The following is a 21,728-nucleotide window of genomic DNA, read 5'->3' as shown; positions in this document are numbered from 1 at the left end:
CTGAAATTCATGATTACTGCGGGATATCTCTAAAAATCGTTTTTGCGGGCGGATTATGGTGTTGCACAATGCTTCCTGCCCCACCTGTCCATATTTGATATATTGATATATCTCATTATTACGCTTTGTGTACCTTACGCTCCATCCCGTATAACCGGATTTCCAAAAGTCCCCCTGTAATGAGTCAGATTTCCGGGGTGGGGCTGCTTTCCTGCGGCATCCGGACAATATCGGCCGGATACCGCTTTCCACCCCGACTGCTCAGCCTCAAGCGTACCATAACTTGAAGTCAGTATAATGGTCGATTCAGTCAGTTTTTCTACAGATTTCAGCAACTTTCCTTCCATTTTCCAAATGAGTGCGATCAGATTACTGCCGGATGGATTGATTAGTCAGATAGCCGCAGGAGAAGTCATTGAACGCCCCGCTTCTGTACTGAAAGAATTGCTGGAAAATGCCATTGATGCGGGTGCGGCTGAAATCACGGTCGATATCGCGCAAGGCGGCCTGAAACTGATCCGCGTCACCGATAACGGCTCAGGGATCTCCGCAGAAGAATTGCCACTCGCACTGACGCGTCACGCAACCAGCAAAATTGCCAGTCAGGAAGATTTGCACAAAATCACCAGTCTGGGATTTCGCGGAGAAGGACTGGCCAGTATTGCTTCAGTTTCCTGTCTGTTACTCATCAGCCAGCAACCCGATGAAAAACACGCCTGGCAGATACGCACCGAAGGTACACGGATGTTACCGCCTGAGCCCTCATCCCACATGGCGGGCACTACAGTTGAAGTCCGCGATCTGTTTTTCAACCTTCCCGCCCGGCGCAAATTTCTTAAAACTGAAGCTACGGAGTTTGCACACTGTGAAGAAATTTTTCGGCGTATGGCGCTTTCTCATGCAGGCATCACTTTTACACTGCGTCACAATGGGAATGTACGCCATCACTGGCAGGCGGCAGAAACCGCCACACGCATCAAAGCTGTGCTGGGTGAGACATTTTCGGAATCAGCCGCCTGGCTGGATGAACAATCAGCTGGCATCAGTCTGCGGGGCATGCTGGCGCAACCGGCATATTCACGTGCAGCACGCGATATGCAGTATTTTTTTGTGAATGGACGTTTTGTGCGTGACAAACTCATCGCTCATGCCCTGCGCGAGGCTTACCGTGATGTGCTGCACCTCGATCGCCATGCCGCTTTCGTGCTGTATCTGGATATTGATCCCGAACAGGTTGATGTCAATGTTCATCCAACCAAAATTGAAGTTCGCTTCCGGGAATCACGGGCTATCCATCAGTTCATCTACCATGCAGTCAGCAAGGCACTGTCTCTGCCGCGCGCAGGTACAGAACTGCCCGTTTCTCCGGTGGCGATACCCGCCAGCAACCCGGCTGCTGCAGACCATCCCCCTGCAGCCCGCACACCCGCTGCGCCTGTGCCAGGTTATTCCAGACAAACACATTTGCCGGCAGACAGGATTGCGCAGCCATTCAGCTTTTATCAGACCCTGTCGGGCAGCGGACCGGATTTCGCGGTCACACAGAACCAGAACCGTTCCCGGCAGACCGGAGAAGCAAGCCATGAGGATCCGGTTATCCCCCCGCTGGGTTTTGCACTGGGACAATTACACGGCGTCTATATCCTGGCACAGAACCGGAAAGGGCTGGTAATTGTGGATATGCATGCCGCACATGAACGCATCGTCTATGAACAACTGAAATCACAGCTGGATGAACAGACATTATCCGCACAACGGCTGCTGATTCCGGTCACATTTCATGCAGACAGTCTTGACCGTGCTACAGTGGAAGAAAATCAGCCTCTGTTGCAGCAACTGGGTTTTGAAATATCTGCATTATCAGCCACCACACTTGCCATACGTGCTGTCCCGGCCATACTGCAGCATGCTGATATAGAAAAACTGGTACGCGAGCTGCTGGATGAAATCAGAAACGGCGACCCTGCCCAGCGGCTTGTTGCTCACCGCAATGAATTACTGGCAACAATCGCCTGCCACAGTGCTGTCCGTGCCAATCGCCCGCTGACACAGATGGAAATGAATGAGCTCCTGCGCAAAATGGAAATTACCGAGCGTTCAGACCAATGCAACCACGGTCGCCCGACCTGGTTTGAAATCAGCCTGGCCGAGCTGGATAAAATGTTCATGCGTGGAAAATAATTATAACGTCATAATAAAAGCGGTTAAATACAATTGCATGCACCCGCAACCACACCGGGGCAGGTTAACACTTGAAGCCATTATCCAGAATCATTCTCTCCGGACTGCGACGACATGATTTCAAACCCAATCAATCCAGCGGTTATTCTGTCCGCCACACCGGTCGATACCGTTTCACAAACCCGGCCGGTCAATCCGATAACTCCTGTACCGGATGCCACACAGTCAGACACCCCTCCCTTTGTTCCTGGCCAGAAATATATGGCACAGATTGGTGAACGGCTGGCTGACGGTCATTCCATAGTCAATGTCGCCGGCAAATGGCTGCAGATGCGGATGCCTGCTTCGGTCAATACCGGGGATGTGCTGGAACTGACACTGATCGAGCAGGCTCCACGACTTAAATTTTTGCTGCAAAACAACATTCAGGGCAGCAGCAACCCGACAACACTCAGCCAAACCGGAAAATTTATTGCCCAGCTGTTAAACCAGCCCGTATCCACAGCCACAAAAACCGCAAACGAAACAATCCCGCTGTTACCGGCCCCCCCTGCGACCAGCACAGAAAAAGCACATTTATCCAGCCAGCTGCAGCAGGCACTATCAGCCAGCGGGCTGTTTTATGAATCACATCTGGCACAATGGCTGAATGGCGGCCGTTCGCTGCAACAGCTCCGGCAGGAACCACAGAGCAGATTGCCTGTATTTACACCCACCGCTGCAGCAGCCACTGATCCAGCCTCACCCGTTGCACCACAAGCCGCTGCATTGGTACAGCAGCAACTCCATACGCTGGAAACCGGAGTCATTCAATGGCGAGGAGAAATCTGGCCGGGACAGGTTGCGGAATGGGATATCACCGAGCACCTGGACGATAGAGAACAGGCCGGGGAACCATCCGGAAAATCCGGCCGATGGCAAACCCGTATTCATCTGCAATTGCCCAATCTGGGAAAGATCACTGCCACACTCATGATTGAGCCGCAGGGAATGCGAATCCGGCTGGATACCGAGTCTGATGAGATTACACAACAGCTCAAAAAAGAGCAGCTGACTCTGGCAAATGCCATGCAAACCACCGGACTGACAATACAGGCAATGGAAATTCAGCAGCATGAAAACACCTGATCTGAATGAACAGCAACCGTCAAGCAGCCTGACTGATCCACCTGCCGCCGCCGGGCAGAATGCGGTACCCGGTGCAGTGGCGCTTGCTTATCACGGCGGCATGACGGCTCCTCGCGTTGTCGCCAAGGGCCGGGGAGTAATTGCCGAAGCAATTATTCACCACGCCCGGGAAGCCGGCGTGTATGTGCATGAATCAGCTGAACTGGTGGCGCTGTTAATGCAGGTTGATCTGGATGATCACATCCCGCCAGAATTGTATATTGCAGTCGCCGAATTGCTGGCCTGGCTTTATCGGCTGGAAAACGGTATGACACCCCCGCCTGATCAGTAAAAAACCGGGCATATAAACAACCCGGATCTTTTTTAAACAGTCGGAGCCTGACGATTATTAAGCCAGGTTATCAATGTGAATTTGTACTGTATTTTCTGGCCTGTTGCTCAAGTTTGGTGATATAGCGTTGTATCAGCATCCTGGATTTTTCGGTCAGTTTTATAAACTCACATCCGATACGCGGACAGGTATCTCCATTGGGAAGTATAGTGGTACCAACACAGACAATCCGGATAGTGGCTTCAAACGCACCCAGTTCCGGTAAATCAATCTGACAACGCTCCAGTAACGTACCGGGTTTAAGGGATATTTCGGCACCCGGCTGATCAATCAGCGCCATTCCGCCACAACTGATGTCCAGCAGATTAAAGGCAAGAGATGTTTCCCCATCCTGCTCCAGTGAAGGAATGATACAAACAGCAGGATTGGTGAGCGGCGTGGCAATCCGGTAAAAATTGCGCCGTTGCATGCGCTTGAGCGTTTCCGGAATTGTGGTACTGAATGCGTTACGTCCTTCATAACGAACATGCTGCAGATTGTCGCAATCAAACTCTATCCTGATCCGGTTATGGCTGGTGGTACAGCGCAGTGTTCCGCGCTTGAGCGCCATCTGGTTTAGCGTCTCATTAATCCCGTAATCCAGTATCAGCAGTTTATTCTCCGGATCAACAGCCAACAGAGAAGAAAGGATAACGGAATGGCTGTTCCGGGCAAGCTGCAATGAAATCAGCGATTTTTCCTGCATGATTCCATTCAGGTAGAAGCATATTTCTGCCAGTGAATTTACGTTGTAGTCAGGTACATTCATATTTCCCGCTGCAGATGAAGAACCTGACCACTCTGCCTTTATCGCTGTTTTTGTCTGAGGTGTAACCATGATCTGCCTCGCCGGGTTTTATTATTGCGGATACTTACACCTGCATATTCATGATTTCCTGATACGCGGTTACCAGCCGGTTGCGCACCTGAATCATAGACTGAAATGAAACATTCGCCTTCTGCAGTGAGATCATGACATCATGCAGCTCTACATCCTGGTTACCGCGTACAAATTCCTGGCTGAGCTGGCTGGCTGTCTGCTGAACCGAATTAACCTGGTCCACCGCAGATTTAAGCAGCTGGCCAAAATCCGTCTGTGAAACTTCTGCCGCATTCGCAGCGGATCTGTCGCCACCGGCCACTTCTGCAGCAGCCCTAAGCTGCGTCAGTATCTGATCCATACCTGAAGCAATATTCATATTTTTCTCCAATGTTTATAAATTGATCAGCACTGGGCAAGCCGGTATTGCTGAAGTTTGTAACGTAACGTGCGCTCGGAGATACCCAGTTTCTCGACAGCCAGCTTGCGTGAACCATTTACAGCAGCCAGTGTTTGCAGAATATGCTCCCGTTCAAGTGACTTGATATCGCGCAGGGGTAACTCTTCTTTTCCGGACAGCTTGCCCGGGCGATTTTCTCCGGCAGAAGAAGCCGGCAGATTCAGATGTATTGCCTCAATCAATCCTGAAGCCAGGATTGTGGCCCGTTGAATCACATTCTCCAGTTCCCGCACATTCCCCGGCCAGGAATAGCGCTCCAGATGGCGTTCAGCAGATTCCGCCAGAGCGCAGCGAGGCTGCCCGGCCCGGGCGGACTTATCCAGGATACGTTGCGCCAGCGGCAGGATATCCTGCGGGCGATCGCGCAGTGGCAAAATTTCCAGAGGAAACACATTGAGGCGATAATACAAATCTTCACGGAAACGCCCTTCCTGCACGTATACCGGCATATTCCGGTTGGAAGTTGCAATCAGACGAATGTCGAGCCTGACTGGCCTGCTTCCCCCTATTCGCTCAACTTCACGCTCCTGCAGGACACGCAGCAACTTGGCCTGCAGGCCAAGCGGCATTTCTGAAATTTCATCCAGCAGCAGCGTACCGCCATTGGCCTGTTCGAATTTCCCCGCTTGTGCCTGAGAAGCACCGGTAAATGATCCTTTCTCATGACCAAACAATGTCGCCTCCAGCAGATTTTCGGGAATGGCGGCACAGTTGATGGCAACAAACGGTTTGGATGCACGTGGTGAATGGCGATGGATAAACCGGGCCAGCACTTCCTTGCCGCTGCCGCTCTCACCTGTCAGCATCACGGTAACGCTGGTTACCGCCACCTTCTTTGCCAGCGACAGCAAAGTCAGCGTGCGCGGATCTTCTGCCACCACATCGGATTCATCCTCACTGTTTACAGTCAGCAAATAATGCCTGACATGCGCCAGCAGGCTTTGCGGATCAAATGGTTTCAGTAAATAGTCACTCGCCCCGGCGCGCATCGCAGCCACCGCCTTATCGACTTCCCCATGCGCCGTCATCAGCACGATCGGGACCCAGGGGTGACTTCGCCGGATGGTTTGCAGCAGTGTATAGCCATCCATCGGGCGCATTTGCACATCACTGATTACCAGCCCTACCGGATGGGTCCGCAGCAGATCCAGCGCCTGCTCACCATTACCGGCAGCCAAGCTGGTATATCCATCCAGCCTGAGCGTTGCGCACAGCGCCTCCAGCAAATCCGGATCATCCTCAACGATCAAAACAGGCAAATTCTGCATTTCTTATTTATCCTCATTTTTCTGCTGTTTCGGATTTATCAAATGTGACGAATTTATTTTCAGGGTATTTCTGCAAAGACAGGCGGCACAATAAACAACACACGACACCGCAGCCCGCCTGAAAAACCAGTTACCGGTTTTCAGCAATACGTTTCAGACTTAATTACTTAATTTCTTCCATAGCCTTCCATAACCCTGGGCAAAGTAATCGTAAAACAGGTACCGCCGCCCGGAGCCGGATCAATCCGGATTTCACCATGCATTGACCGGATCAGGTTATGCACGATCGCCAGCCCCAAACCTGTTCCTTCTGTCCGGGTCGTAAAAAAGGGCTCGAATACCTGTTCGTGCAGATCAGGATCTATCCCCGGACCCTCATCACTCACCATCAGCCTTGCCTTATCTGCTGTTACCTCACAAACCAGTGTAATGACACCGTCTGCAGGCGAAACCTGTACTGCGTTATCCAGCAGATTCATCACGGCATTGCTCAGCGCCTCATGATCCACATTCAGGCTCACCCCTCTGCTGTTGTCCTGAACAACAAGCCTGAGATTACGCTGCTGTACCTGGGGTGCCATTACCTGCTGCAGATTTCTCAGCAGTGCTGACAGCGCCACATGCCCGGCCGACACCGGCCCGCCTTTCACAAATTGAAGCATGTTACGGATCAGGTGCTCTAAATGATGAAGACGCTCAATCGTTTTAACGGCAAAGTTTTTCCTTTCCTCATGATTAAGTGCATCTCCGCTTAAATGCCCGGCATATAACAAGGCAGTGGATAACGGTGTACGCAACTGGTGCGCCAGCCCCGCAGCCATCTCGCCCATTGCGGCAAGCCTCTGGTTACGGCGATTTTGCTCACGCAACGCATAAGCTTCTGTCATGTCGTGGAGCAGTAAAATACTCTCCCCGGTCATTTCCGAGACACTGCTCTCAATATAGATCCGGCGCGCACAGAACGCAGATTGCATTTTTCTTCCCACGAGCCATTCACCAGTAACACTGGTAGGCTGCAGGCGCTCCCGCACTATCTGCTGCCACAGCATTCCCAGCAACGGTTCTCCCAGCAAACGGATTGCCGCCGGATTCACCCGGCTGATACGGTTTTGATGCTCCAGCACGACAACTCCGCCAGGCAATGCTGTCAGCAACTGCCCGAGCTGTTGTGACAGCGCCTCTTTGGCGGCCAGCTCGCGCTGTAATTCCCCGTTCGCCAGCGCCAGTTCTTCAGTTAACCGGGTTACCTGCTGCTGCAATTCGCGATACACCACGGAAAGCTGACTGGAAGCCTGACTGAATACAGCAAAGGCATGCCGAAGCTCTTCATGATCTGCCGGTGGCATAACGCCAGCTTCTGTTTTCATGGAGAAATATTCCCGATTTCGATGTTGCGCAGCTTAGCACCTCATTCCGCGCCAGCCATCGGTGAAATAACACCGCCAAACGTTCTCTTTTCAGGAATTCAGGTGCAATAAATATCCCGATAATTCCGGTATCCGCAGAACCCGGCAAATTATTCAAATGACAAACCAGAACAAATTGAAATACTCATCGGGCTTCGTAAATCCAGGCAAACAAGGCAGGAGGTAGTTCTTTATGGCAACCGTCCAGGAAGAAATCCAGGCAGAAAAAAAGACATCCAGTCGACTGGATAAAATCAAACAGCTGCCAACCCAGAAAAAACTGGGTCTGATGGTAGCGGCTGCAGCCGTGATTGCGCTGGTTGCCGGCACCTGGCTGTGGAGCCAGACCCCGGATTATCGCGTTCTTTATGCCAGTCTGTCAGATCAGGAAGGTGGCGCGATCATCGATGCTCTGCAGAAAATGAATGTGCCGTACCAGTTCAGTGAAAGCGGCGGATCGATTCTAATTCCCGCCAGGCAGATCCATGAAGTTCGCCTGCGCCTGGCCGGCCAGGGGTTGCCCAAGGGAAATCTGTCCGGTTTTGAGATTCTGGAAAACCAGAAATTCGGCTCCAGCCAGTTTCTGGAGCAGATCAACTACCAGCGGGCACTGGAAGGAGAGCTTTCCCGTTCAATTCAATCCCTGTCCGCAGTCCAGGGCGCAAGGGTACATCTGGCAATTGCCAAACCAAGTATTTTTACCCGGGATCGCCCGCAGCCCAGGGTTTCCGTGTTACTGAACCTGTACCCGGGCAGAGTGCTGAGCGCCGAACAGGTCAGTGCAATCGTTCACCTGGTGTCCAGCAGTATTCCCGAGCTGTCCGTCAAGAACGTGACCGTTGTCGACCAGCAGGGCAACCTGTTGAGCGGCCAGAAAGATAATGAAACAGAAACCGGGCTTGACCCGAGTCAGCTCAAGTATGTGCAGGACATGGAACAGAATTTCATTCACCGTATCGAGGCGATACTGACCCCGATTACCGGTCAGGGCAATGTCCATGCGCAAGTGACGGCAGATATTGATTTTTCCCGTATCGAACGGGCCGAAGAAGTCTATAAACCCAACAACAGTCCGGCAGAAGCGGCAGCTGTTCGCAGTCAGCAGAAATCCGAGTCAGTCTCTGTTTCACAACCTGAGGGAGGCGTGCCCGGTGCGTTGTCAAATCGTCCTCCTGCACCAGCTGAAGCCCCGATAGAGGCCGGCAAACAGGCATCTGAAACAGCGGCAAAAACGACACCGACTGACACCAGAAAAGAATCCACGACCAATTATGAAGTAGATAAAACTGTTTCCCATACCCGGCAGGGGGGCGGCCGGGTCAACCGGCTTTCTGCTGCAGTGGTGATCAATTACCGTACCAGACTGAATGCTGAAGGCACTCCGGCAAACGAACCGCTTTCCGGCGAGGAAATCGAAAAAATTACGGCCCTGGTGAAACAGACCATCGGCTTCGATGAGGCACGTGGCGATACGCTGACCGTAACCAACAGCCAGTTCAACCTGCAGGAAGATGAAGTGGAAGCACTCCCGCTCTGGAAAGATCCGGATAACGTAATGTTCGCCAAAGATATTGGTAAACAACTGCTGATCGCCGGGATTCTGCTGTTCTTCCTGCAAAAAATCTTCCGGCCATTTCTCAGGAATCTGCTGCCTCCCCCGCCGCCAGCCCCGGTTGCAGCATTACCAGTCAGAAACGGGATGGAGCAGATCGCAGCAGGAACACAGGCCGACATCGCCAGGTCACCGACACTGGAAGAGAATCTGGGAAGAGCGCGGCTGCTGGCCGCCACTGAGCCGGCCATTGTGGCTAATGTTGTAAAAGGATGGGTGACGGGCAATGAATGACGAAGGCATACTCAAAAGTGCAATTTTACTGATGTCTCTGGGAGAAGAAGAGGCTTCCCAGGTATTTCGCCATCTTGGCCCCAAAGAAGTTCAGAAATTAAGCGAAACCATGGCTGCTCTCAACGATGTCAGACAGGAAACCATTGAAAGCGTACTGGCAGAATTCTGCCAGCGGGCCGAAGGGAAAACGTCTCTGGGACAGGGCGCACTCGACTATCTGCGTACCGTTCTCACCAAAGCACTGGGTGATGAAAAAGCGGCAAGTCTGCTGGACCGCATCAGCCAGGGCGATGAAACCAGTGGTATCGAAAGCCTGAAATGGATGGATGCCGCATCTGCTGCCGAGTTAATAAAAAACGAACATCCGCAGATTATTGCCACGATTCTGGTTCATCTGGAACATGATCAGTCCAGCGCGATCCTGGCCCTGTTCACTGAGCGGCTGCGCAATGATGTCCTGCTGCGCATCGCGACACTGGACAGTGTGCAGCCAATCGCGTTACGCGAATTAAATAACGTGCTAAGCAAGCTGCTGTCAGGTACCGACAGTATCAAAAAACCCCGTATGGGCGGCATTCGCACCACGGCTGAAATTCTTAATTTTATGCCGACCAATCTGGAAGCGAACATTATTGAAAACATTACCCAGTACGATGAAGAAATTGCACAGAAAATCATGGATGAAATGTTCGTCTTCGACGATCTGCTGAAAGTGGATGACCAGGGTATCCAGCTGCTGCTGCGGGAAATCCAGTCTGATTCCCTCATTACCGCACTGAAAGGTGCCAGGGAAGAATTACGCACCAAGATCTTCAGGAATATGTCACAGCGCGCCGCCGAAACCCTGCGGGAAGATCTCGAAAGCAAAGGGCCTGTTCGCGTTTCCGAAGTGGAAGCTGAACAGAAAAAAATCCTCAAGGCTTTACGTCAGCTTGCCGATGACGGTCGTATTGCGCTGGGTGGAAAAGGAGGAGACGGTTTCGTCTAAGCTCTTCCTGAAAAACGCCAGCCGCATTGAAGCGGACAGTCATTCCCGTCAGACATTTCGCTAACATAACAAGGAAACCAGATACCATGGAAGCAGCACATGTAATTCCCAAAAAAGAGCTTTCCACCTGGCAAAAATGGGAATTCGGCACGCTTGATTCACTTAAACCCAGACAAAGAAGCATTTTCCCGGAGAAAACAGCTTCAGCAACCGGGTCTCAGAATCCATCCGCAACCCCGATACAGACTGTACAAAAAACAGCAGAACAGGATCCTGTCGTCCTGCCTACCGCTGAACAGATCGAACAGATTTATCAGCAGGCTTATGAAGAGGGTAAAACGACGGGTTATCAGGAAGGCAGGGCACAGGCAGAGGACGAAATCCAGGTGGAAATCCTGCAGTTGCAGTCACTGATTACCCGTATCGAACAGGAATTGACACAGGTGGATCAAACCATGGCACAGGATTTGCTGACACTGGCCATTGATCTTGCCAGAAAAATTACCGGCCAGGCATTAACGGTCAAACCCGAACTGATTGTTCCGGTTGTGGAAGATGCCTTGCGTCAACTGCCTGCCGTCTCGCAGCCCGTCCGGCTAACCTTGCATCCCGATGATGCTGCACGTATCCGCAATCATCTGGAAAATCACACCGCACATCCCAAGTGGCATATCCACGAAGATAACCAGATCGAACCGGGAGGATGCCGGATTGAATCCGGTGGCTGCGAAGTCGATGCAACCCTGGCAACCCGCTGGCAGCGCACATTGGCTTCCATCGGCCAGGATTCACCCTGGCTGATTTAACCACACCAGGCAGAAGCTGTTTTGAATACTTCCAGGTCAGCCCATACCCCGCTCTGGCGTGATTTTATCCAGAATTGCCAGCGGCTGGTCGAACCGGTCAACCCCTTTCTCGTCAGTGGCACACTGACCCGTGTTGCCGGGCTGGTGATGGAAGCCATTGGATTGAAGCTGGCTGTGGGTACCAGTTGTATTGTTTCCCTGCCCAACGGAAACAGCGTCGCGGCAGAAGTGGTAGGGTTTTCAGGAGAACGGCTGTTTCTCATGCCTTCTGGTGATGTTTACGGACTGACTCCGGGCGCAAAAGTCGTTCCTGCCGAATATACCGGTGCAACACCGCGTATCGGGAGCATTCAGCACCCCCGCCGGCGTGTATCGGATCGGACAAAACATATCAGCGTCGGCCCGGAGCTGCTGGGACGCGTGTTAAACGGAGCAGGCGAACCACTGGATCGTTACGGGCCGCTGCATTGCATGCACAGTGCGCCGCTGTACAGTCGGCCATTTAACCCGCTGGAGCGGGCTCCAATTGAAAAAATACTGGATGTCGGTGTCCGTGCGATCAACACGCTGCTGAGCGTAGGTCGCGGCCAGCGCATGGGATTATTTGCCGGCAGCGGCGTGGGAAAAAGTGTCTTGCTCGGCATGATGGCGCGTTACACCAGTGCGGATGTTATTGTAGTGGCATTGATTGGCGAACGGGGGCGCGAAGTCCAGGAATTCATTGAAACCATCCTGGGTGAGGAGGGACTGGCGCGCTCGGTCGTGGTCGCCGCGCCGGCTGATACATCACCATTAATGCGGTTGCACGGTGCTGCCTACGCCACTGCGATTGCTGAATATTTCCGGGATGAAGGCAGGCATGTTCTGCTGATTATGGATTCCCTCACCCGCTTTGCCATGGCGCAGCGGGAAATTTCACTCGCCATTGGCGAACCACCCGCCACCAAGGGCTATCCTCCCTCCGTATTTGCCCGGTTACCGCAACTGGTGGAACGTGCCGGCAACGGCCGGCGAGGCAGCGGATCAATTACGGCCTTTTATACGGTACTGACTGAAAACGATGATCCGAATGACCCCATTGCTGACAATGCTCGCGCCATTCTCGACGGCCACATCGTACTTTCAAGGCGACTGGCCGAAGCAGGCCATTACCCGGCAATCGATATCGAATCTTCCATCAGCCGCGTCATGTCCAGTCTGGTAACACGCGAGCAGCTCAACCAGGCACAGCGCTTCAAAACGCTGTATTCCCGTTATCAGCGCAGCCATGACCTGATCAGCGTGGGGGCTTATGTGAGCGGGACCGATCCGCAACTCGACCAGGCTATTGAACTTTACCCGACACTTGAGTCATTTTTGCAGCAAGGCATGTTTGAACAGGAAGGCTATGCTGACAGTATGAAAAAACTCTCCGCCATCAGGCTCTGAATGTAACAAATGGCCACCCCCCGTTCACTCAAGCTGCTGCTCGACCACGCTCACAGGCAGACAGACGATGCCGCCATCAACCTGGGAAAACTGAATCTTAAGCAGCAGGAGGCTGAAAAAACCTTACAACTGCTGGTTGAGTACCGTGAAAATTACCAGACACAATTTCTGGAATCTGCCGGTAATGGTATCAGCCCGGTTGAATGGCGTAATTTCAAGGCATTTATCAGCAAACTTGACACAGCCATTCACGCTCAGCAAAAACTCGTCGCAATGACACAGCAGCATACAGAGGCGGGAAACATGCAATACCACGCCCACCGGAAAAAGCTGAAGTCCTACGATACCTTGTCACAGCGCGCCAAACTCCGCCATCAATCCTGTTTACAGAAACAGGAACAGGGTCGGCTGGATGAACATACCGCCCATGCCTTCAGCAAACAGCAAAGAAACGAAAATTAATGGCATAGAAACTGCTTGGTATCTGTTATACAGAAACCAACCCCTCTAAGGAGCGCCATGCCAAATCTGCCAGCCATCTCCAGCCCCGGTTTGCCCGCTGCAACCAGCGACCCCATGACAACGCTTTTACCGGGCGCTGCCAGCCCTGATACTACCGGACAACCTGCCGAACCAGTCTTTGGCCAGGTTTTTGGCAACATTCTGACCCGCATGGCGGGAGAAGCTCCGGACGTTAAAGATGATACCGATGCCGAGAATCCGGTGCTTGCGTTACCCGCCGATTCACTCATGATCAGCATGATGACCGCCCCCGTCAGTGAGCCCCGGCCCGTTCCTGAAGCAGCGCCAGAAGAGCTGTTATCCATGTTATCCGCAAATCTGGCACCCGATACCGGTTACCCGGCAGCAGATACGCCCGACATATCCGCTGGAGATACCCCGTTACCGGCAGCAATACCGGCAAATCCGCCATTCGCCCCCGGGGATTTTGCGCAGCGTACTCCCGCCCTGTTGCAGCCAACCCCCGGAAACAGCGGTGCAAGTACCACCATGCTCACACCGGCAAACGAACGCCCTGGCCCCGCCCGCCCCGGACCTGTCGAAGTACATTTTCAGCAAGGTTTGGATATATCCGGCCCAAACGGGACATTACCGGACCTGGCCAATAATCAGACAACGGATACGGCAAATTTTGCCGACAGCGGCAAAATCCTGCCATCTGCCGCGACTCCTGCAGCTGTTCATGCCAGCGGTACGCCACTTATTGATTCCACAGACAGCACCACGAAAGATTCCCCGGCAGTTGCCGCAGAATTCGGACACCCGGACTGGCCGGAAGAGTTTGGCCGGAAAATCACCTGGCTGGCCACACAGCGAATGCAGGCGGCGGAGCTGAAACTGCACCCCGCTCATCTTGGCCCGATAGAAATTTCGTTACAGATTTCGGCTGATCAGCAACTGACCGCCCATTTTATTTCCCATCACGCGGGGGTACGTGATGCCATCGAAGCCAATCTGCCAAGATTGCGCGAGATCATGGCAGAAAACGGCATCACGCTGACGGATACCTCAGTCAGTGCAGATACTCCCGGACAGCAGGCAGAAAACGGACAGCAAACACCCCGCCACCCGGCAGAAAATGGCCGTGGTCATTTCCGCTACGATTCAGCCGGCTCGCAAACGTCAGCCCGGCAGATCATCAGGCATGCGGGCATTATTGATACGTTTGCGTAGTCAGGGAATCGTCGCACGCATCCCGCCCGACTGGATTGCGTGCTTTCCAGAATTATCCGGACTGGAAACGCATCGACAAATCGGCTGCCTGTATATCCTTGGTCAGGCTGCCGATTGAAATCCGATCCACCCCTGTTTCAGCAATCGCCCGCACTGTACCAAGCGTTACGTTACCGGAGGCTTCAAGCACAGCAGGCCCGCCCGGAAACTGCCGGTTAAAAGTGACTGCATCCCGCAGGCCGGGCAGATCAAAGTTATCCAGCAGGACCATACGCGCCCCGGCAGACAGAGCCTGCACCAGCTCATCCTGTGTTTCCACCTCGATCTGGACAAACACGCCAGGCGGAACAATTTCAGCAGCCTTGTGCAGGGCAGCCTCAATACTGCCGGCTGCAATAATATGGTTTTCCTTGATCAGGATGCCATCATAGAGCCCGGTACGATGGTTAACTCCCCCCCCGCACCGTACCGCATATTTTTGTGCAAGACGTAACCCGGGCAGCGTTTTACGGGTATCGACAATCTGTGCTCCGGTGCCCTCAACCACGTCAACAAACCGTCGGGTACGGGTCGCCACAGCAGAAAGCATCTGCAGGAAATTCAGGGCAGTGCGCTCTCCAGTCAGCAGTGCCCGGGCATCCCCTCTGAGCACACACAAAATCTGATCGCCATTAACCTGCTGCCCTTCCTTCACGTGCCAGTCAATCCTGATGGAAGACGACAACTGGTGAAAACTTTCTTCAAACCATGGCATACCGCAAACCACGACAGATTCCCGGGCAACCACCCGGGCGTCCAGGCATTTCCCGGCCGGGATGAGGGACGCTGTTAAATCACCCGTACCAACATCTTCTGCCAGTGCGAAGCGCACCTGGTCACTCATTGCTTCATGCTGCAACATGCTTCAAACTCAGCCCTTTTACTATCTCAAAAATACGGAAAAACTATGCCGGACGGCCTGTTTAGCCTGATTCTCAACGGTATCGGAACCCTTCTCGGATTGATCGTCGCTGGTACTGTCGTGACTTTTTTCATTCGTGATGCCACCCAGGAAAAACACACCATACTGCGTAATTATCCCATTATCGGGCGGTTACGCTATTTTTTCGAAATTCAGGGAAAATATTTCCGTCAGTACCTGTTCTCCGGTGACCGTGATGAAATGCCATTCAACCGCGCCACCCGCCGCTGGGTATATAAAAATGCCAAAAACAAGGGCGGCACTGTCGGTTTCGGTTCCACTTACGATTTACGCGAGCCCGGTGCATTCATTTTCGTCAATGCTGCTTTCCCTATCCTGGAAGAAGATCAGCTGCCCACCCCGGCTCTGGCCATTGGCGAAGGCTACTGTGACCAGCCCTTCCTGGCACGCTCCATCATCAATATCAGCGCCATGAGTTATGGTGCCATTTCCATACCGGCGGTGCGCGCCCTGTCACTCGGTGCAGCCAAAGCAGGCTGCTGGCTGAACACAGGTGAAGGCGGACTGGCCCCCTGCCATCTGGAAGGGGAATGTGATCGCATCATGCAGATCGGTACAGCCAAATATGGTATTCGGGATATGCAGGGAAATTTTTCTGCCGCCCGTGCCCGTGAAATCGCTCAATCTGTCAGCGCATTCGAAATCAAGCTTTCTCAGGGAGCCAAACCGGGCAAAGGCGGCATGCTGCCCGCTTCCAAAGTCAATCCGGAAATAGCTGCCATTCGGGGCATTCCGCCCTGGCAGGATTCCATCAGCCCAAACCGGCATCACGACATTGGCAATATTGATGAATTACTGGATCAGGTAGCTTTTATCCGGGAACTGACCGGGCGGCCGGTTGGTGTCAAAACAGCCATTGGCGGCTGGCATTTCATCAACGAGCTGTGTGATGCCATCCTGCGCCGCGGTCTGGAATATGCGCCTGATTTCCTGACGATTGATGGCGGGGAAGGTGGCAGCGGCGCCGCGCCGCAAACACTGATCGACCACGCAGGGCTACCAATTACCGAAGCATTGCCACGCGTCATTGACTCCCTGATTGAATCTGATCTGAAACAGCGTATCCGCGTCATCGCAGCGGGAAAACTGGTGACTTCCGCACAGGGCGCATGGGCGTTATGTGTAGGTGCGGATTTTGTCAATACTGCACGCGGATTCATGTTTTCCCTGGGATGTATCCAGGCCATGCGCTGTCACCTGAACACATGCCCAACCGGTATCACCACGCATAACCCGCGTCTGCAGCGCGGCCTGGTAGTGGAAGAAAAATATCTGCGGGTAGCCAATTACGCCACCAACTTCAATCACGAAATTGACATGATCGCCCACTCCTGCGGATTGCAGCACGCCCGCGAACTGCGCCGGGAACACATACGCATCGTTGAAACAGCCGGCAAGAGTGTTGCACTGAACATACTGCACCCGTACCCGGAAATAAAACCGGCCAGACACGTATAAAACATTATTTCAACCTGCTTACTGTTTTCAGGTTTCCGCCCGATCATTGCACAATCACCATCTTGCTTCACATAAAATGACTGCCGCATAGCGGCTGGAAATAACGCCAGCCTTGTAACCCATTATCAGCCAGAGAGAAAATTGTGATACCCCTCGTAAAAAATAGGGCTCTACGTCTGTTTCTGATCATTTTGGTGCTTACCTGTTTTCAGCCTGCATGGGCGGAAAAGGCTTCAGGTGAATTTACCGCCAGACAAACCTGCCCGGCTTTTGTCTCCAAAAACAAATCAACCAACCCGGATAATGCACGCATCCAACCGGGTTACAAGTACAACATTATCGAACTTCTACCCGCCGGCAATCCGGCCTGGTACCGGATAACCGTACCCACAGCCAGTCCGAAAGAACGCTGGGTCAATGCCGGTTGCGGTGAAGCCCGATTAAGTGATGGCAGTCATAGCGACAATAATGGCGACAGCTGCCGTATTGCCGGACAGGCTGACAGCTATGTTCTGGCATTGTCATGGCAGCCTGCGTTCTGCGAAACCAGGCCTGACAAAGCCGAGTGCAGGATCACTGATCCCGGAGCCTATCAGGCCAGGCATTTCACACTGCATGGTCTGTGGCCCAACAAAAAAAATTGCGGCACTCATTATGGTTTCTGCGGAGAAATCAAAAACCAGAAAACTGATTTTTGTGATTATCCGGCAGTGACACTTGATACGGATTCCCAAGCTTCTCTGGCTGAAGTGATGCCGAGCGTAAACGCAGGCTCCTGTCTGGAACGTCACGAATGGCACAAACACGGCACCTGCTCCCGCTGGTCAATGGAAAGCTATTTCGATCTGGCAACTGACCTCACCCGGCAATTTAACGATGCCGGCATGGCTTACTTCATGAATCGAAAGATTGGCCAGCAAGTGCGTACCGAAGATTTCATCAGCCGGATCATTGCCGTGCTGGGGCCCGCCGCCAAAGACCGGATCAGCCTTACCTGCGACAAAGGCATGCTGATTGAAGTCAGACTGAATTTATCTATCAGTCTGGCGTATGGCACTGATCTCGAAAAACTGATACCGGAAGCACCCCTGCAAGCAGAATCAGATTGCGGGGAGGCCTTCCTGATTGACGCCATTGGCCAGTGATCATCCGGATAATCGCACAGTACTGCCGGCCCGGATCAATCAGGCTACTTTTCCGGATTCCATAAAAATAGTTTTATTTCCATACAGGAATCACTTGTGCGCCGGCAATCCATCAGACAAGATATGCAAAAATAATATAAGGACATCATATCGGCTTATATGAAAAATTCAGCCGCTCCGGTCGCGTTTCGCAACCATCTGAAAAATATATAACAAGGGGAAAATAATGAGTGAAAGACTTACCAAATCAGCGGCTCGCAATATTTTTTACGGAGGGACAGCTTTCTTTGTAATCCTTTTCATCGCGCTCTCCATTCATACCCATTTTTATATCGTCAACACTTCGACAGATGAATCAACCCTGACTGAATCTGTCGCCCGGGGAAAGCATGTGTGGGAACGCAATGCCTGCATCAACTGCCATTCGCTGCTGGGCGAAGGCGCTTATTTTGCTCCGGAGCTGGGCAACGTGTGGGTACGCTATGGCGGGCGTGATCATCCGGAAGGCGCCAGAATGGGCCTGAAAGCGTGGATGCGGGCCCAGCCGACCCGTGTACCGGGGCGACGCCAGATGCCGCAGTTCAATCTGAGCGAGCAGGAACTCGATGATCTGATCGATTTTTTTGAATGGACAAGCCGTATCAATACACAAGGGTGGCCACCTAATACAGCAGGCTGATTTCCCCCTCTGAACCATTCCATCCAAAGGAGAACATTTATGAAGTATGCAACTCAGAAACTGGCTTATCCGTATTTCATCGCGGCACTATCACTGTTCCTGGTTCAGGTGCTGGCCGGTGTGCTGGCCGGCAGCATTTATGCCATACCCAACTTTCTGTCGGAGAGCCTGCCGTTTCATATCATCAGGATGATTCACACCAACGCTCTGCTGGTATGGCTGTTGCTGGGTTATTTCGGTGCAGCCTATTTCCTGATTCCCGAAGAAAGTGAGCGCGACATCCACAGTCCCAGGGTTGCCTGGCTGCAGTTATTTATTTTCGTTTTCGCCGCGCTGTCTGCTGTGGTGAGTTACCTGTCAGGGATTCATGAGGGACGGGAATTTCTCGAACAGCCGTTATGGATCAAGGTATTGCTGGTAATCGCGTTTCTGCTGTTTCTCTACAACGTCTCCATGACAGTGCTGAAAGGGCGTAAAACGGTAGTAACGACGATACTGCTGCTCGGCATGTGGGGTGCAGCGCTGCTGTTCCTGTTCGCCTTCTATAATCCCAGCAACCTTGCACTCGATAAAATGTACTGGTGGTATGTGGTCCACGTCTGGGTAGAAGGAGTATGGGAACTGATCATGGCATCCATGCTTGCCTTTCTTCTGATCAAGATGACCGGTGTGGATCGTGAAGTGATTGAAAAATGGCTGTATGTGGTCGTCGGGCTGGCATTGTTCAGCGGACTGCTGGGTACCGGCCATCACTACTACTGGATTGGCACCCCCGGCTACTGGCAGTGGATTGGCAGCCTGTTTTCAGTACTGGAAGTGATGCCGTTCTTTGCCATGGTGCTGTGGTGTTTCCACATGGTATACCGCAGCGGGCGCAATCATCCCAACAAGGCAGCCATGCTCTGGAGTCTGGGTTGTCCGGTCATGGCTTTTTTCGGTGCCGGGATATGGGGATTGCTGCACAGCTTCTCACCCGTGAATTTTTACAGCCACGGCACACAAATTACTGCCGCCCACGGGCACATGGCGTTCTATGGTGCCTATGTCATGCTCAATCTGGCTTTCTTTACCTATGCCCTGCCCCAGCTGCGCAACGTACAGCCGTATAACCAGATTCTGAACATGTGGAGTTTCTGGGTGATGACGGCCGCCATGGCGTTCATGACCTTCACCCTGACTTTTGCCGGTGTGCTGCAAACCCACCTGCAACGGGTGGTAGGTATGGGATTCATGGAAATTCAGCAGCAGCTGGGTCTGTTCTACTGGATGCGACTGCTTGCCGGTGCCGTGTTTCTTGTCGGAGCGCTGGTGTATCTTTATGCGGCGCTGGGACCTGCCTCGAAACAGGTTTCACCATCAGCCACACTGCAGCCGGCCATCAAATGACACCTGTATCAGAGCCCGGCTTACCGGGTATTCCAAGGGGATTCCTGTGACTTCGGTGACGATGGAGTTACCTTTCTATGTACCGGTCGGCAATGAGTGCGAACTGTTTGAAACCGCCTGGCAGCGACGGTTGCCACTGCTGCTGAAAGGGCCGACCGGTTGTGGCAAAACCCGCTTTGTCACTCACATGGCCGCACGGCTGCAGCGGCCGCTGTTTACCGTATCCTGCCATGACGACCTCACCGCAGCTGATCTCACCGGGCGTTTTCTGATCAAGGGCGGAGAAACGGTATGGGTGGACGGCCCGCTGACCCGCGCCATCCGTGAGGGAGGTATCTGCTATCTGGATGAAATTGTGGAAGCACGCAAGGATGTGACGGTGGTACTGCATCCGCTCACCGATGACCGGCGCATGCTGCCGCTGGAGCGTACCGGCGAAACGCTGCAGGCGCCGGATACCTTCATGCTGGTGGTGTCCTACAATCCGGGTTATCAGAATATTCTGAAAGCCCTCAAACCCAGCACACGACAACGGTTCATTGCTCTGTCATTTGATTTCCCGCCACCGGAAATCGAGCTGGACATCATTGCCAGCGAAAGTGGCCTGACCAGGGATCGCTGTACCGCGCTGGTCAATCTGGCGACACAACTGCGATTGCTGAAAGAAGCGGATCTGGAAGAAAGTGTTTCCACCCGCTTGCTGGTGTATTGCGCCACGCTGATGGCCGCCGGGCTGGATCCCTGTCAGGCGGCACAGGCGGCATTGATCGAACCGCTGAGCGATGAGCCGGAAATCCAGCGAGGGTTATTTGAACTGGTCCGCGCCACTTTCGGCTGAATACCATGTGGCAATGGCTGGAACTGGAAGAACAGATCGGCCGTTTCTGGCACCGGCTGGTCAGCCGGGCTGAGAGCAGCTTTCCGGACTATCCATCAGCAGCCGTTTCACTCGAATCTGTATATGCTTCGCTATGCACATTCTTTCATGGCATGGGTGGCAGCCATACGCTGCCATTGGTTGCCGGCATGCCGCAACTGTCCCGCCACCGCAGAAAACTGAAACAACGCCTGGGCAGTGATACGGAAAAACTACCGCTGGCAGTGCTGGATCCGGAGCGCTTATTACTGCCGGCTGAAATCAGCCTGTTCCCGGCAGCATCACTCAACCGGCAGTGCTATTTCTGGCTGGCTGCTTTTTTTGCATCGGCCCCGAAATCCACACCCGCCTCATTCCCGAATGACCCGCTGCAAGCGGATCTCATTTTTCTTCACCACGCTGATCAGATCAGCCGCCATGTTTGCAAACACTATCCCGGACTGGAAAAAATTTACCGGACACTGTGCACCCACATGCTGTCATCGCGTTTACACCGCCCGCTGCCGACGCAGGAACAGACGGTAGAAGCAATCGTCCTTACCCTGCTTGGACAGCGATGCACCGATCCGGCAATAACCAGTCTGCTCGCGCGCATCCGGCAGCCCGAACCCGATCTGGAAGGACTGCAGGCAGATACAGGGTATCGCCCGTTCCTGCCGGTACCATTATGGGGAATTATTCAGTCGGGCTCATCGCAGCGAAGTACTGATCGAGCCATGCCTGCAGATACGGATCATGCAAATCCGGCACCTCAGCAGGAAGATAAGCGCAGAAAAAAAGCCAGACGGGGAAAATTCGACCAGAG

General features: G+C 53.1%; 20 protein-coding genes and 1 pseudogene. 15 read left to right on the top strand and 6 right to left on the bottom strand.

All coding sequences use genetic code 11. The features are described 5' to 3' along the window. Nucleotides 1-134 precede the first annotated feature (134 nt). A complete protein-coding gene (locus IT527_RS04190) occupies nt 135-335 on the bottom strand; it encodes a hypothetical protein (RefSeq protein WP_292966976.1) in 201 nt (66 codons plus the stop codon). Nucleotides 336-354: 19 nt separating this feature from the next. On the opposite strand from IT527_RS04190, the gene mutL reads away from it, so the two are divergent. The 3 genes from mutL to IT527_RS04175 all read left to right on the top strand — a co-directional run bounded on the left by mutL (nt 355) and on the right by IT527_RS04175 (nt 3,640). Further along, nucleotides 355-2,181 carry a DNA mismatch repair endonuclease MutL gene (mutL, locus tag IT527_RS04185; RefSeq protein WP_292966974.1) on the top strand — a complete coding sequence of 609 codons (1,827 nt, stop codon included), beginning with the start codon at nt 355-357 and terminating at the stop codon, nt 2,179-2,181. 114 nt (nt 2,182-2,295) lie between these two features. Continuing rightward, the gene (locus IT527_RS04180; RefSeq protein WP_292966971.1) at nt 2,296-3,309 is read left to right on the top strand and encodes a flagellar hook-length control protein FliK; all 1,014 of its coding nucleotides are present in this window, start codon (nt 2,296-2,298) and stop codon (nt 3,307-3,309) included. Between the two features lie 100 nt (nt 3,310-3,409). Continuing rightward, a complete protein-coding gene (locus tag IT527_RS04175; RefSeq protein WP_292967050.1) occupies nt 3,410-3,640 on the top strand; it encodes an EscU/YscU/HrcU family type III secretion system export apparatus switch protein in 231 nt (76 codons plus the stop codon). A 70-nt stretch (nt 3,641-3,710) separates the two neighbouring features. Here the strand turns inward: IT527_RS04175 and IT527_RS04170 are convergent, their stop codons facing one another. The 4 genes from IT527_RS04170 to IT527_RS04155 all read right to left on the bottom strand — a co-directional run bounded on the left by IT527_RS04170 (nt 3,711) and on the right by IT527_RS04155 (nt 7,594). After that, on the bottom strand, nt 3,711-4,517 hold the full coding sequence (locus IT527_RS04170; RefSeq protein WP_292966968.1) for a flagellar brake protein: 807 nt from the start codon (nt 4,515-4,517) through the stop codon (nt 3,711-3,713). Nucleotides 4,518-4,551: 34 nt separating this feature from the next. Continuing rightward, nucleotides 4,552-4,878 carry a flagellar hook-basal body complex protein FliE gene (gene fliE, locus IT527_RS04165; protein WP_292966965.1) on the bottom strand — a complete coding sequence of 109 codons (327 nt, stop codon included), beginning with the start codon at nt 4,876-4,878 and terminating at the stop codon, nt 4,552-4,554. A 26-nt stretch (nt 4,879-4,904) separates the two neighbouring features. Continuing rightward, nucleotides 4,905-6,227, bottom strand: coding sequence for a sigma-54 dependent transcriptional regulator (locus IT527_RS04160; protein ID WP_292966963.1), 1,323 nt, complete (start codon nt 6,225-6,227; stop codon nt 4,905-4,907). Between the two features lie 167 nt (nt 6,228-6,394). Continuing rightward, on the bottom strand, nt 6,395-7,594 hold the full coding sequence (locus IT527_RS04155; protein WP_292966960.1) for an ATP-binding protein: 1,200 nt from the start codon (nt 7,592-7,594) through the stop codon (nt 6,395-6,397). A gap of 232 nt (nt 7,595-7,826) precedes the next feature. Between IT527_RS04155 and fliF the strand changes: the two genes are divergently transcribed. The 6 genes from fliF (at nt 7,827) to IT527_RS04125 (ending at nt 14,396) form a co-directional block, all read left to right on the top strand. Further along, entirely contained in the window at nt 7,827-9,479 is a 1,653-nt protein-coding gene (fliF, locus tag IT527_RS04150) for a flagellar basal-body MS-ring/collar protein FliF (protein ID WP_292966958.1), read from the top strand. Continuing rightward, entirely contained in the window at nt 9,472-10,467 is a 996-nt protein-coding gene (gene fliG / locus IT527_RS04145) for a flagellar motor switch protein FliG (protein ID WP_292966955.1), read from the top strand. The genes fliF and fliG overlap by 8 nt, the downstream gene beginning before the upstream one ends. 86 nt (nt 10,468-10,553) lie before the next feature. Continuing rightward, complete coding sequence (locus tag IT527_RS04140) at nt 10,554-11,273, top strand: flagellar assembly protein FliH (protein WP_292966953.1); 720 nt, start codon at nt 10,554-10,556, stop codon at nt 11,271-11,273. A 21-nt stretch (nt 11,274-11,294) separates the two neighbouring features. Continuing rightward, nucleotides 11,295-12,701 carry a flagellar protein export ATPase FliI gene (gene fliI / locus IT527_RS04135; protein ID WP_292966951.1) on the top strand — a complete coding sequence of 469 codons (1,407 nt, stop codon included), beginning with the start codon at nt 11,295-11,297 and terminating at the stop codon, nt 12,699-12,701. 9 nt (nt 12,702-12,710) lie between these two features. Beyond that, the gene (gene fliJ, locus IT527_RS04130) at nt 12,711-13,163 is read left to right on the top strand and encodes a flagellar export protein FliJ (protein WP_292966948.1); all 453 of its coding nucleotides are present in this window, start codon (nt 12,711-12,713) and stop codon (nt 13,161-13,163) included. 57 nt (nt 13,164-13,220) lie between these two features. Next, nucleotides 13,221-14,396 (top strand): flagellar hook-length control protein FliK, encoded by a 1,176-nt coding sequence (locus tag IT527_RS04125; protein WP_292966945.1) that lies wholly within the window; start codon nt 13,221-13,223, stop codon nt 14,394-14,396. 52 nt (nt 14,397-14,448) lie between these two features. Here the strand turns inward: IT527_RS04125 and nadC are convergent, their stop codons facing one another. Continuing rightward, entirely contained in the window at nt 14,449-15,297 is an 849-nt protein-coding gene (gene nadC, locus IT527_RS04120; protein WP_292966943.1) for a carboxylating nicotinate-nucleotide diphosphorylase, read from the bottom strand. A gap of 45 nt (nt 15,298-15,342) precedes the next feature. Here nadC and IT527_RS04115 point away from each other — a divergent pair, with 45 nt between their 5' ends. From IT527_RS04115 to IT527_RS04090, 6 genes and pseudogenes are all read left to right on the top strand, one after another. Continuing rightward, complete coding sequence (locus tag IT527_RS04115; protein ID WP_292966940.1) at nt 15,343-16,836, top strand: FMN-binding glutamate synthase family protein; 1,494 nt, start codon at nt 15,343-15,345, stop codon at nt 16,834-16,836. A 194-nt stretch (nt 16,837-17,030) separates the two neighbouring features. Further along, nucleotides 17,031-17,981, top strand: a complete 951-nt coding sequence (locus IT527_RS04110) for a ribonuclease T (RefSeq protein ID WP_292966937.1) — start codon at nt 17,031-17,033, stop codon at nt 17,979-17,981. Between the two features lie 226 nt (nt 17,982-18,207). Then, nucleotides 18,208-18,660: a cytochrome c gene (locus IT527_RS04105; protein ID WP_292966934.1), complete on the top strand. Its 453-nt coding sequence runs from the start codon at nt 18,208-18,210 to the stop codon at nt 18,658-18,660. 39 nt (nt 18,661-18,699) lie between these two features. Further along, nucleotides 18,700-20,046: a cbb3-type cytochrome c oxidase subunit I gene (locus tag IT527_RS04100; RefSeq protein WP_292966931.1), complete on the top strand. Its 1,347-nt coding sequence runs from the start codon at nt 18,700-18,702 to the stop codon at nt 20,044-20,046. Nucleotides 20,047-20,107: 61 nt separating this feature from the next. Then, nucleotides 20,108-20,884 (top strand): CbbQ/NirQ/NorQ/GpvN family protein, encoded by a 777-nt coding sequence (locus IT527_RS04095; RefSeq protein WP_292967048.1) that lies wholly within the window; start codon nt 20,108-20,110, stop codon nt 20,882-20,884. A gap of 5 nt (nt 20,885-20,889) precedes the next feature. After that, nucleotides 20,890-21,728 (top strand): annotated as a pseudogene (locus IT527_RS04090) (protein norD); the annotation flags it as partial.

It is taken from the genome of Nitrosomonas sp. (assembly GCF_020852615.1).
GTDB lineage: Bacteria > Pseudomonadota > Gammaproteobacteria > Burkholderiales > Nitrosomonadaceae > Nitrosomonas.
Note: the sequence above shows the minus strand (reverse complement) of the source record. Positions and strands in the feature narration are given on the sequence as shown.

Bases quoted from the DNA above. Each gene is read 5' to 3' on its own strand.
- mutL (WP_292966974.1), top strand. From the start codon at position 355: ATGAGTGCGATCAGATTACTGCCGGATGGATTGATTAGTCAGATAGCC.
- IT527_RS04180 (WP_292966971.1), top strand. From the start codon at position 2,296: ATGATTTCAAACCCAATCAATCCAGCGGTTATTCTGTCCGCCACACCG.
- IT527_RS04175 (WP_292967050.1), top strand. From the start codon at position 3,410: ATGACGGCTCCTCGCGTTGTCGCCAAGGGCCGGGGAGTAATTGCCGAA.
- IT527_RS04170 (WP_292966968.1), bottom strand. From the start codon at position 4,517: ATGGTTACACCTCAGACAAAAACAGCGATAAAGGCAGAGTGGTCAGGT.
- fliE (WP_292966965.1), bottom strand. From the start codon at position 4,878: ATGAATATTGCTTCAGGTATGGATCAGATACTGACGCAGCTTAGGGCT.
- IT527_RS04160 (WP_292966963.1), bottom strand. From the start codon at position 6,227: ATGCAGAATTTGCCTGTTTTGATCGTTGAGGATGATCCGGATTTGCTG.
- IT527_RS04155 (WP_292966960.1), bottom strand. From the start codon at position 7,594: ATGAAAACAGAAGCTGGCGTTATGCCACCGGCAGATCATGAAGAGCTT.
- fliF (WP_292966958.1), top strand. From the start codon at position 7,827: ATGGCAACCGTCCAGGAAGAAATCCAGGCAGAAAAAAAGACATCCAGT.
- fliG (WP_292966955.1), top strand. From the start codon at position 9,472: ATGAATGACGAAGGCATACTCAAAAGTGCAATTTTACTGATGTCTCTG.
- IT527_RS04140 (WP_292966953.1), top strand. From the start codon at position 10,554: ATGGAAGCAGCACATGTAATTCCCAAAAAAGAGCTTTCCACCTGGCAA.
- fliJ (WP_292966948.1), top strand. From the start codon at position 12,711: ATGGCCACCCCCCGTTCACTCAAGCTGCTGCTCGACCACGCTCACAGG.
- IT527_RS04125 (WP_292966945.1), top strand. From the start codon at position 13,221: ATGCCAAATCTGCCAGCCATCTCCAGCCCCGGTTTGCCCGCTGCAACC.
- nadC (WP_292966943.1), bottom strand. From the start codon at position 15,297: ATGTTGCAGCATGAAGCAATGAGTGACCAGGTGCGCTTCGCACTGGCA.
- IT527_RS04115 (WP_292966940.1), top strand. From the start codon at position 15,343: ATGCCGGACGGCCTGTTTAGCCTGATTCTCAACGGTATCGGAACCCTT.
- IT527_RS04105 (WP_292966934.1), top strand. From the start codon at position 18,208: ATGAGTGAAAGACTTACCAAATCAGCGGCTCGCAATATTTTTTACGGA.
- IT527_RS04100 (WP_292966931.1), top strand. From the start codon at position 18,700: ATGAAGTATGCAACTCAGAAACTGGCTTATCCGTATTTCATCGCGGCA.
- IT527_RS04095 (WP_292967048.1), top strand. From the start codon at position 20,108: ATGGAGTTACCTTTCTATGTACCGGTCGGCAATGAGTGCGAACTGTTT.